9 protein-coding genes and 1 pseudogene are annotated in these 10,854 nt (G+C 60.7%); all 10 read right to left on the bottom strand.

The window, feature by feature from the left end; genetic code table 11:
* Positions 1 to 126: 126 nt before the first annotated feature.
* A pseudogene (locus AB1451_07680) lies at positions 127 to 213 on the bottom strand (DUF4160 domain-containing protein).
* Between the two features lie 432 nt (positions 214 to 645).
* Entirely contained in the window at positions 646 to 891 is a 246-nt protein-coding gene (locus tag AB1451_07675) for an ATP-binding cassette domain-containing protein (GenBank protein ID MEW6682789.1), read from the bottom strand.
* 231 nt (positions 892 to 1,122) lie between these two features.
* Positions 1,123 to 1,776: a prepilin-type N-terminal cleavage/methylation domain-containing protein gene (locus AB1451_07670; protein MEW6682788.1), complete on the bottom strand. Its 654-nt coding sequence runs from the start codon at positions 1,774 to 1,776 to the stop codon at positions 1,123 to 1,125.
* 254 nt (positions 1,777 to 2,030) lie between these two features.
* Positions 2,031 to 2,684: a prepilin-type N-terminal cleavage/methylation domain-containing protein gene (locus tag AB1451_07665; protein MEW6682787.1), complete on the bottom strand. Its 654-nt coding sequence runs from the start codon at positions 2,682 to 2,684 to the stop codon at positions 2,031 to 2,033.
* A 254-nt stretch (positions 2,685 to 2,938) separates the two neighbouring features.
* Positions 2,939 to 4,651, bottom strand: coding sequence for a tetratricopeptide repeat protein (locus tag AB1451_07660; protein MEW6682786.1), 1,713 nt, complete (start codon positions 4,649 to 4,651; stop codon positions 2,939 to 2,941).
* A 163-nt stretch (positions 4,652 to 4,814) separates the two neighbouring features.
* Positions 4,815 to 5,015, bottom strand: a complete 201-nt coding sequence (locus AB1451_07655) for a twin-arginine translocase TatA/TatE family subunit (protein ID MEW6682785.1) — start codon at positions 5,013 to 5,015, stop codon at positions 4,815 to 4,817.
* Between the two features lie 72 nt (positions 5,016 to 5,087).
* Positions 5,088 to 6,443: a replicative DNA helicase gene (gene dnaB, locus AB1451_07650; protein MEW6682784.1), complete on the bottom strand. Its 1,356-nt coding sequence runs from the start codon at positions 6,441 to 6,443 to the stop codon at positions 5,088 to 5,090.
* A 37-nt stretch (positions 6,444 to 6,480) separates the two neighbouring features.
* Complete coding sequence (hisZ, locus tag AB1451_07645; protein MEW6682783.1) at positions 6,481 to 7,782, bottom strand: ATP phosphoribosyltransferase regulatory subunit; 1,302 nt, start codon at positions 7,780 to 7,782, stop codon at positions 6,481 to 6,483.
* A 199-nt stretch (positions 7,783 to 7,981) separates the two neighbouring features.
* Positions 7,982 to 9,562 carry a phosphoglycerate dehydrogenase gene (gene serA / locus AB1451_07640; GenBank protein ID MEW6682782.1) on the bottom strand — a complete coding sequence of 527 codons (1,581 nt, stop codon included), beginning with the start codon at positions 9,560 to 9,562 and terminating at the stop codon, positions 7,982 to 7,984.
* Between the two features lie 38 nt (positions 9,563 to 9,600).
* Entirely contained in the window at positions 9,601 to 10,737 is a 1,137-nt protein-coding gene (locus AB1451_07635; protein ID MEW6682781.1) for an alanine--glyoxylate aminotransferase family protein, read from the bottom strand.
* Positions 10,738 to 10,854: the final 117 nt, after the last annotated feature.

The following is a 10,854-nucleotide window of genomic DNA, read 5'->3' as shown; positions in this document are numbered from 1 at the left end:
CAAAGCGCACCTTCGGATAGAGCGGTGAGGCCTCCGGGCGAGCGTGGCGCATGCGATCCTCCGGATTATGCGTGGGAATCAGCCGCGCCATCTTACCTCATCGCGGGCCTACTGCGGAATCCGGGCTGAGTAAACACGCACGTGCATCCGCGTCTCTTCACGCGAGAAGAAGAAGAAGCGATAGCCCTTATAACGGAAGACCGTTGGGCTCATCGTCTTCTACCCTTCTCCCAAACATGTGTTCGTAGCCTAACAGGGCACGGTGACACGTGTCAATTTGGTACTGCGACTCCGCTCCCAGAACGGCACGTCCGCGTCGCCCAGATCCACGCCACGGAATTGCCGGTGAATCAAAATAGAAAGCGGCCGGGGCATCGCATCGCCCCGGCCGCTCAACCTAGGTCAGCTAGATAAAGTAGCTGTCCCCTTTTCTTTTCCCGGGAGCCGCCGTACACCTTGGTTACTTCGTGGAGGGCAATCGCGAAACTGTCCACCGCCGTTCTCTCGATACCGTCTACCGCGTAGACTTAGCAGCCACCGACACATGGTCAACTGGACCAAGAGCTGGAACACGCCAACGGCCCATGGGGTACCCGCAAAGCAAGAGGCCGGGGCGATACGCGATGCCCCGGCCTCTCAACCTGGTCAGGCTAAAAAAGTAGCCTTTTCTCGTCGCTTTTCTCGTCGCAAGAGCAAGGCCTGACCTGAGGTTGGGAAAATCACGTTGAGGAGGATCTTGATAGTCGGGCTCTTGCCCGCGCCATTGGGCCCGAGGAAGCCGAAGGTGTCGCCCTGCGGGATGGACAGACTGAGGCGATCGACGGCAGTCCGCGGCGACCGCGAGCCTCCGGAGACCTTAGTCACGCTGTCAAAAACGATACTCTCCACCATCGCTGTTGCCTGGCCGCACCACCCGGCAAACTATAACCAGCCGCTCACTCAACGGTCAACGAATGAGACGTTCTTACTTAAAGAATTCGCCAAAATAAACAAGCGCCAGACTCAGCGCTGCACCGCCTTCATGCCAGGCTAGCCGCTTCATGCTAATTGACTACTCCTTCGAGCATGACAAACCGATACGCCGAGTGACCGCCCGCCGCCATAGGACGTACGGTTTTATGCCTACTGCACGGTCCAATTCGCGGTAGGAGCCCCGCCGCCCGCAGCCCCATTAAAGTCGTCGACGGCATTAGTCGCTGCGGGGATTGTCGCGGAGAGCGCGTTGAGGGTACCCGGCCAAGCCGCGTTTCTCACAAAGTAAATCGCCGATGAGTCGCTGTCTCCTCCATACGCGGTATCGCCCAACTCGTGCCGACAGACGCCGAGATAGCTTCCATTGCCCGCCGTGGTGTTGACCTGCATATTGCTCCCGTTCGAGGCTGAAACGCCGATAGCCCCGATGGCGCCCGTCACCGGGTGGGTCCCGGTCAACAAGGAACCTGCCGCCGCGGCGGACGCTGGACTTGCCGGTCCCAACACTACCCCCCCAGCCCCACCCGCACTCCCAGGCGCAGCCGCCAAGGTTGTCCCCGGAAGCGCCACGCTCACGCCGTAATATTGATTGTCAGCGAAGATCGTCTCTTCGGCTGTCCGCATATTACGGCAATCAGAACCGGCACTGGCATTGTAACTTCGAATCCGGTATGCAGCGAACTGCGGGATCGCGATCGCGGCAAGAATGCCGATGATCGCGACCACGATGAGCAACTCAACCAGCGTAAAACCCCGCTCGCCATCGCTCGTCTTAGCCGTTGACTTGTACCACGAGTTATACATGACTTTGCCTCCGCAAGATCTTCAAATCCAAGATGCCACTGTCTTGCTTGAGTACGATACACAATCCATACCAGAATAATCGGTGCTGGACTACCTTAATAACCCAGGTGATTTTCCCTCAGCCCCTCTCCCACATCCAAAACCTGCTATAGAAGGTGACAAAGTATCGTCTTCGCTGAATGCAGGCAAAAAAGGAGAAGGGCCGGGTAACCCGGCCCTTTCCTAGAATCATACCTACACCGTAATCTTATACCTTACTGCACGGTCCAGTTCGCGGTAGGAGCACCGCCGCCCGCAGCCCCATTGAAATCATCGGCGGCTGCAGTCACTGGAGGAACGGTTGCAGAGAGCGCGTTGAGGGTATTCGCCCACGTCGCGTTCCTCACAAAGTAGAACGCCGTTGAGTCGCTGTCTCCCCCATACGCGGTATCACCCAACTCATGCCGACAGACTCCAAGATAGCTTGCATTGCCGACCGTGGTGTTGACCTGCATATTGCTCCCGTTCGAGGCCGAGATGCCGATGGCGCCAATGGCAGCCGTCACCGGGTTGGTTCCGGTCAACAAGGAGCCCGCTGCCGCGGCAGTCGCCGGACTCGCAGGTCCCAGCACTAATGCGCCAGCTCCCCCCACACTCCCAGCCGCGGCCGCCAAGGTTGTTCCCGGAAGCGCGACGCTTACTCCATAGAACTGGTTATCCGCAAACAGGGACTCTTCGGCTGTCCGCATATTGCGGCAATCAGAACTGGCGCTGGCGTTGTAACTCCGAATCCGATACGCGGCGAACTGCGGGATCGCGATCGCGGCAAGAATGCCGATGATCGCGACCACGATGAGCAACTCGACCAGGGTGAAACCCCGTTCGCCTCTGCTCACTTTTTCTCTGAGCTGGTGCATTGCCTTGAACATGTTTGTTCCTCCCCTGGTGAATATTGGCCAGCGACCCGTCCGCCAGCTTCGCCTAGACCTTGTAGCATGATCCATGCCTCGGCCTGCGCGGTCCAGTTTGCCATGAAAAACAAGGCCGTCAAGTTTCCTGTACGGCGCGGTGTCCATGAACGGACGTTCCGGATGCCAACTGATTGTTCATGGGCTGACAAATTTTGCCCCTTGACCCGGTAGCGCACGATTCTAGAGTGAGCCAATCCCCTTGCTTTGGGGTGCTACGTACCAGACTTGGCGTTCCGGGACTGGGGTCCAGCAGACCCCTGGTTGTCCGCCGCTGGTTCCTGCGCGTCTTTCTTGGACTTGGCCCGCTGAAACCGTTCCTCGGATTCAGGGTCTCCGAACCCGGTTGTTTTGAACCGCTCGATCAGTTTGGCATTGGTGGGATCCAGTTCGAGGGCACGCAGCCACGCCTCGCGCGCCTCGTCGCGTCGACTTTTCTTCAGGTAGGCCTCGCCCAGGTGTTCATGGATCACCGCATCATCGGGTAGCAGCGAGACCGCCCGCTCCAGCTCCCGAACCGCGTCGTCCCACTGCCCCAGCTTGAAATGCGTCCATCCGAGGCTGTCCACGTAGGCGCCGTCGTCCGGTTTAATCGCGAGCGCGCGTTTGATGAGGTCCATCGCCTCGGTCAGTTTCATATCTTTCTCGGCATAGGTGTAACCGAGGTAGTTCATGGCCTCTGCGTACTTGGGATCGAGCCGAATGGCTTCCTCCACCTCCTTGACGAACTGGTCGAACCGCGTCAATTTGTCGTAGGCCAACCCCAGGTTGAAGTGGAGCGTGGCATTTTCGGGTTGCAGGGCCACGCCTTCCTCGAATACCGCCGCGGCACGATCGTACGCCTCCTGTTGGGAGTACACGAATCCCAGGACGAGGTAGACTTCCGCCCGTTCAGGCTCTTTGGCTTTGGCTTTCTCGAGAACGGTCTGAGCGTCATCGAACCGTTTGGCCCGTGAGTACAGGATGCCGAGCTGAAGGTACGCCTCGACCACGTCCACGTCCAGCGCCACGATCTTTTCAAACTGGGCGATCGCCAGGTCACTCTGCTTCTGCTCGTCGTACAGACGGCCCAGGAAGTAAATGGCCGCGGTATCCTGGGGGCGGATCGTCACCACCTGCTCCAACGCTTTCACCGCGTCGTCCGGCTTGCCCATCTCCCCCAAGATGCGACCCTTCAATAAATACGCATCCGCGTTCTGTGGATCAGCCGCGATGAGGTCATCCAAGAGCGCGATCGCTTGATCGAACGTTCGGTCTTCGAGATACAGGTGAATGAGTCGCCCCACCGCCTCCGAGTCGCGCAGATCGACTCGGTCGATTAACCGCTTGTAGACCTCAACGGCGCGCGCCCGATCACCTTGTTGGACGTAGAGATCACCCAGCGAGATGTACCCGGCCTCTGAAAACGGGGCGGATTCAATCGTGCGTTCAAAGTGCGTCTCCGCCTCTTTCCAGTGCTTTTGCGCGACGGCGACTTTCCCGAGGTACAGATGAGCCGAGGGCGCAGTCGGGTCGATGTCCAGCGCCCGCTGGAGCGTGCGCTCGGCATCGCTATATCGTCCCACCTTTGCGTACAGCAGGCCCAAATTCAGATACGGCTCCAGATTATCGGGCTCCAGGGAGGCTGCCCGTTCAAAGAGTTCCACCGCGCGGTCAAATTCCGTGCCGCTCGCGGCGTACCATCGCGCCAGCAACAGCAGTGACTCCAGATGATCGGGATCGCGTCGCAGGGCTTCCTCTGCGTGTGCCACGCCGACCTCATATCGTCCCTGTCGGAACGACAACGCCGCAGCACGATGATGCAGCGTGACTGAGTCGGGGTCGATGCGCAGCGCGTCCTCGTAGTCAGCGAGCGCTTGACTGTCTTCGTTTTTCAGTTCGTGGAGATAGCCGCGGATAAAGTGCGCGTAGGCTGCGGCGGAAGCCACGCGCGTGGGGCCGGGGAGTGGTTGGACGCGAAATTGACCGCGAAGGAGTGGAGCGGGCGTTGCCGTGGAGCTTGACGGCGCGCTCGCCGGCACCGCGGCGCACCCGGCGGCCGTCAAGAACAGGACGATGACTGCGGAAGACCCAAACCGCCAAGAACCGCGTTCAGGCACTCGTTTTCCCGCTTTGATCGGAGGAGTCGGGCTTTGAAGAGGTGTTGATCTCTGTAGGCTCGTGAACGCCCTTCTTGAAGCCACGGATCGCCTTCCCCAACCCGCTCCCGATTTCCGGAAGGCGGCTGGCGCCGAACAGCAGCAAGACCACCACTAATATCACCAGCAGTTCGGGCATACCCAGACCGAACATTGTCTTCCTCCCAAGCTTGATTCGATTATATGGCCCGTTTCAAAAAGGTGTCAAGAAAACCGCCGCGGCGCCTCAAAGCGGGTTGTCTGCTCGCCGATCGCTGGCATCTTCAAAGCGCGTGTATCGATCCAAGAAGGTCAGGGCGACCTCCCCGGTGGGGCCGTTTCTCTGTTTCCGCACCAAAATCTCGGCAACCCCTCGATTGTTCTCGTCCTGCCGATACACCTCCTCACGAAACACGAACATGACGACATCCGCGTCTTGCTCGATGGCGCCAGACTCGCGGAGATCGGACAGCTGCGGTTTCTTGTCTCCTCCGCGGGTTTCGACCGCTCTGGACAATTGAGAAAGCGCAATGACGGGGACGTTGAGTTCTTTCGCCAACCCCTTCAACGAGCGCGAGATATCCGAGATTTCCTGTTCTCGGTTGTCGGCGTCGCCCCGGCCTCTCATGAGTTGGAGATAGTCGACGATCACGAGCGCCAGACGGTGTTCTGCCTTCAATCGTCGGGCCTTTGCGCGCATCTCCAGCACGGTCATCCCCGGCGTATCATCGATGAAGATCTTTGCTTCGGACAGCCGGCTCGCCGCATCCGTCAACTTGCGCCAGTCCTCCCGGGCAAGAAAGCCGGATCGCAATTTATGGGCGTCAACCCGGGCCTCCGAGCACAACATCCGTAGCACCAGTTGCTCTTTGGACATCTCCAGGCTGAAAATCGCCACGGTTTCGTTGCACTTGGTCGCCGCGTGCTGGGCCATGTTCAGCGCCAGAGCCGTTTTCCCCATGGAAGGGCGTCCGGCCAGAATGATGAGGTCTGACGGCTGTAGACCGGCCGTCATCTTGTCGAGATCCGAAAAACCGGTCGGTACGCCGGTCACCAGTTCTTTTCGCTCATAGAGTCGTTCGATCATCTCGAACGTGCCCTTGACGATCTGCCGCACCGGAATGAACGACTGCCGCATGCGACGTTCCGCCAACTCGAAAATCTTTCGTTCCGCCTGATCGATCAAGTCGTCCACTTTTTCCACGTCCTGGTACCCGGACGCGACGATGTCGGTGGCCACGGTGATCAGGTTACGGAGCAGCGATTTGTCCTGAACGATTTTGGCGTGGTGCCGAACGTTGGCCGCGGTGGGGACCTGCGCCACCAGTTGCGCCAGATAGGCCGCTCCGCCGATCTGTTCCAGTTCGTTCCGACGCCGCAGTTGCTCGCAGACCGTGATCTGGTCGATGGCTTCGTTCGTTTCCGACAGATCAATCATCGCCTGGAAAATCTTGCGGTGGGCTTCTCGATACCACGCGTTGGGCGAGAGAACTTCCAGGACCTTATTAAGCGCCTGGTTATCGAGCAGGATCGCGCCGAGCACGAACTCCTCGGCCTCGACGTGTTGGGGTGGAATCCGGTCAGCTAACGCGATTTGATCCATGCAGGTTACCCGTGTGAACGCCGGCCGATGCCGTGCGTCATGTCGCCCGTCCCTGAGACCGACGCCCTCGTCTGAGCAGAGCTACGCACGCCCCGACCGACAGCCGTCTGGATCGACCGGACCGCATCGAGGTCAACGTCACGCGGCGTCTCACCGGACCCGGAGCCACGACCCAGGGGATTCCCAGCTCCCGTGCATACTCGACCGGCCCGCGACCGTCCTCGTTCCACATCGCCACGGGAAGACCCGCTCCGCGCAGTTCACGGGCCAACCTAATGGCCGGGCCCGAACCGCGCTCCGCCACGACCAACGCCTGAACCGACGCGACCGGCGCTCGCGCGCGGGTGCGATCGAGTCCCTGCTGAAGCCGCTCCAGGTGGATCGCGAACCCGGTGGAGGGCTCCGGAGCGCCGTATCGCCCAATCAAATCATCGTAGCGACCTCCGCGTCCGACTTCGTACCCGACGCCATCGGCGAACAGCTCGAAGATGAGCCCGGAGTAATATTCCCTGTTACGGATCTCGGCGAGATCGAACACCAGCGACTTCGTAATGCCGTAGTCTCTCGCCTGGCGGGCGGTCTCGCGCAGCGACGCCACCGCGTCCCGCGCCGACGGGTTGTCCACCACCGACGTCGCCCGCGCCAGTACGGATTCAGGACCCATGAGATCGAGGAGGCCCGCCAACCGGGCGGCCGCGGCGCGCGTGTGGCCGCCGTGCGTCAGGAGGTCGATGACCAGACTCCGCTCCTTCTTTGCAACGGCATCCTCCAGTTGCGGCGCCAGATCCGGCGACGCATCCGCCTCCGCCAGCCAGCCGCGGAAAAACCCCACGTGCCCCACCGCGACCGTCGCGCTCGCGAGACCGAACCGGTCGAGCACGTCAACCGCAAGGGCCAACATCTCCGCGTCGGCGGACGGAGCCGACGGACCGATCAGCTCGGCGCCGAGCTGAAAAATCTCTCGCTCATGCCCCGCGTGTTCGTCCTCGTAGCGAAACACGTTGGTTCCGTAACACAAACGCAAGGGCCGCGCAGTGTCGCGTAGGACGGTGGCCGCCATGCGGGCGATCTGGGGCGTGACGTCGGGACGGAGGACCATCACACGCCCCGTGCTGCGGTCAGCCACCGTGTACACTTTTTCGACCAATCCGGGACCGAGCCCCGGGGTGATAACGTCCAAGTACTCGAACAGGGGCGTGATGATTTCTTCGTAGCCCCAGCTCTTAAAGACGTCCAATGCCGTACGCTCCAGGCCCTGTCGCACGGCGGCGGCGGCAGGCAACAGCGTGGCCATCCCTTTTGGAAGGAGCGAGCGTTCCGTGGGTTTGGAGCGGGTCATAACCGAATCATCGTGAGCCGATCTGGCCGGCGAGAAGGAATCAGATGCCAGGCGGAGCCGCAGCGCACCGGGTCGTTACGTGAGGCGAGTGGCGCCACGAAGAAGTGGCGCCAAGCCACGAGCGCCGCCGAGACGGTGAGGCGGCCGTGGAACCGAAAGAGCGACAACGCCGCAGATGGCCCCTTCTCGTCAGATCAGATCACAGCCTGATCTGCTTGGCGGACAGAATGCCCGGTAACTGGCGAAGTTCTTGGAGCGTGGTGGCGGAGACGGGGGAGTCGATCCCGATCACTGAAATTGCCCGCCCGCCGGGTCGCTCACGCGAGAGTTGCATGCGCGAGATATTGACCTGGTGCTGCCCGAGAAAGGTGCCGATGGTGCCGATAACGCCGGGTCGATCGGAGTTCGATACGGCGAGCATCGCCCCCTCTGGCACCACCTCGACCGAAAAGTCGTCAATGCTCACGATGCGCGGTTCGCGTCGGTGAAACAAGGTCCCTGCGATCCGGGAGGTTCGGTCGCCCACCTGCAGTTCCACGACCACCAGGCTCGAAAAGTCGCCGGCGTCGCTCCGTTTGATTTCGTTCAACTCGATTCCGCGCTCTTTTGCGATCACCGGAGCGTTGACGTAGTTCACACTCGCTTCCAAAATCGGGTTGAGGAGCCCTTTGAGAATCGCCACCGTGATCGGAGCGGTGGGGACATTCGACACCTCGCCGTGGTATTCGACCGTGACCCGTCGAATGCCGCCGTCGAGCCGTTGTGCTTCGAACGCCCCGAGCTTTTCGCCGAGTGCCAGGTAGGGCTGGATCTGGGGGAGCAAGTCCGCGGGGACCGAGGGAATGTTCGCCGCGTTCCGCACGACCCCTTTGACCAGCAAATCCACGATCTGTTCCGCAACCGCCACCGCGACGTTTTCCTGCGCCTCGGTGGTCGACGCGCCGAGGTGCGGGGTACAAATAAAATTTTCCAGCGTCAGAAGCGGGTTCGCCGGATCAACGGGCTCTTTTGCGAAGACGTCCAGGGCCGCGCCCCCGACCTTCTTGCTGACCAACGCCTGATAGAGATCCGATTCGTTGACGATCCCCCCGCGGGCGCAGTTCACGATCCGCACCCCGTCTTTCATCATCGCGATGGTCTCGGTCCGGATCAAGTTCGTCGTCTCCGGTGTCAGCGGGGTATGGAGGGTGATGAAGTCCGCGGTTCGGAACAAGTGCTCGACGGTGGCCTGCTCCACCCCCATTTGACGGGCACGCTCTTCGGAGAGGTATGGGTCATACGCCATCACTTTCATCATCAGACCCTGCCCGAGCTTGGCGACATGGCTTCCGATCTGTCCCAAACCGACCACCCCGAGCACCTTTTGATACAGCTCCACCCCCATGAACTTGGACTTCTCCCACTTCCCGCCTTTGGTGGAGGCCGTGGCCTGTGGGATTTGCCGCGCCAACGCGCACAACATGGCGACCGCGTGTTCGGCGGTGGTGACGGTATTCCCCCCGGGGGTGTTCATCACCACAATCCCGCGTTTGGTCGCGGCCTCGAGGTCCACGTTGTCGAGACCTGATCCCGCGCGGCCGACGACTTTGAGCTTGACCCCCGCGTCCAGCACCTTGGCGGTGACTTTTGTCGCGCTCCGAACCACCAGTCCCTCGTAGTGGCCGATTTCCGCGAGCAACTGATCGGGAGTGAGCTTGGTCTTCACGTCCACGTTCAGTCCGGCGTGTTTGAGAATCTCGACCCCCTGGGGAGAAAGGCTATCGCTGACGAGGACGCGCATGGTCGTAACGGGATGAGGGCTTTCGATGTGGAATGCCGTTAACTGGAAAGAATGCCTTGAGCCACCCCCACGCCTTTGCCGAGCGTGATGGGGTGCCCCATGCCTTTAAGCACCATTTCGACAGCGGCCACCGCCGTGATGACGTCGAACGTGTCGGCGTACCCCATGTGCGAGATGCGGAAGATCTTCCCCTTCAGGTGGTCTTGGCCGCCGGCCGTGGTAATGCCGTATCGATCTCTGAGCGTTTTATACACCGCCTCGGCGTCAAGGCCGTCGGGCGTCTTCACCGCGGTGAGGGCATCGCTCGGCGAACTCTTCGCAAACAGCTCCAGCCCGTGGGCCTTCATTGCCTCTCGGGTAGCCCGCGCCAAGCGAGCGTGCCGAGCAAAGATGGCTTCGAGTCCTTCGGGTTTGAGCATTTCAAAGGCCTTTTTCAGCCCGATGATCAGGGAGATCGCCGGGGTGTACGCCGTGGTGTTCTTGCGGACGTTATCCCGCTCCCGTTTCAGATTGAAATAAAACTTGGGAAGCGTGGCTTTCTCGGCGGCCGTCCAGGCCTTGTCACTGAGCGACACAAACGCCAACCCCGGCGGCAGCATCAGCGCCTTCTGCGAGCCCGTCACGACGACGTCCAAGCCCCACTCGTCCGTTTTCAGATCAAACACGCCCATGGCGGACACCGCATCGACCACGAGTAAGGTATTGGGGAAATTCTTGATGATCGCACCCAGCGCCTTGACATCGTGCGCCACGCCGGTGGAACTTTCACTCGCCTGCACGAACACGGCTTTGGCCGGGTCGCGCTTGAGGCGCTGTTCAATCGCCGCGGGGTCCACGGCGGTTCCCCACTCCACCTTGACCTCGTCCACCATCAAGCCGTAGGCCTGGCCCATCTTCACCCATCGTTCGCCGAACTTTCCGCCGTTGATCGCGATGACCTTGTCGCCGGGCGACAAAATGTTCGCGATGGCGCTCTCCATCCCGCCGGTCCCGCTCGACGCGAGGATCATCACGTCTTGGCGAGTCTGGAACAGCCACTTGAGATCTTCCTTGACGGACGCGACGATGGGCTCGAAATCCTTGGAACGGTGATGGACCATGGGTTGGGCCATGGCCAGCAAAATTTCGGGCGGAACAGCGGTCGGACCTGGAGCGAGCAGATATTTCTTTTGCATACTCAGAGCTCCATAAAAAAGGAGGGCCACACCCTATCACAGGGCATCGGCCGAGTCAAGACATCCATAATCGGAATGTGCTCCGCGCCAAAGGCGCTGCCAGGGGGGCCGAAGGCA

Source organism: Nitrospirota bacterium (assembly GCA_040757335.1).
Lineage (GTDB): Bacteria > Nitrospirota > Nitrospiria > 2-01-FULL-66-17 > 2-01-FULL-66-17 > JBFLXB01.
Note: the sequence above shows the minus strand (reverse complement) of the source record. Positions and strands in the feature narration are given on the sequence as shown.

Bases quoted from the DNA above. Each gene is read 5' to 3' on its own strand.
- AB1451_07675 (MEW6682789.1), bottom strand. From the start codon at position 891: ATGGTGGAGAGTATCGTTTTTGACAGCGTGACTAAGGTCTCCGGAGGC.
- AB1451_07670 (MEW6682788.1), bottom strand. From the start codon at position 1,776: ATGTATAACTCGTGGTACAAGTCAACGGCTAAGACGAGCGATGGCGAG.
- AB1451_07665 (MEW6682787.1), bottom strand. From the start codon at position 2,684: ATGTTCAAGGCAATGCACCAGCTCAGAGAAAAAGTGAGCAGAGGCGAA.
- AB1451_07655 (MEW6682785.1), bottom strand. From the start codon at position 5,015: ATGTTCGGTCTGGGTATGCCCGAACTGCTGGTGATATTAGTGGTGGTC.
- dnaB (MEW6682784.1), bottom strand. From the start codon at position 6,443: ATGGATCAAATCGCGTTAGCTGACCGGATTCCACCCCAACACGTCGAG.
- hisZ (MEW6682783.1), bottom strand. From the start codon at position 7,782: ATGACCCGCTCCAAACCCACGGAACGCTCGCTCCTTCCAAAAGGGATG.
- serA (MEW6682782.1), bottom strand. From the start codon at position 9,562: ATGCGCGTCCTCGTCAGCGATAGCCTTTCTCCCCAGGGGGTCGAGATT.
- AB1451_07635 (MEW6682781.1), bottom strand. From the start codon at position 10,737: ATGCAAAAGAAATATCTGCTCGCTCCAGGTCCGACCGCTGTTCCGCCC.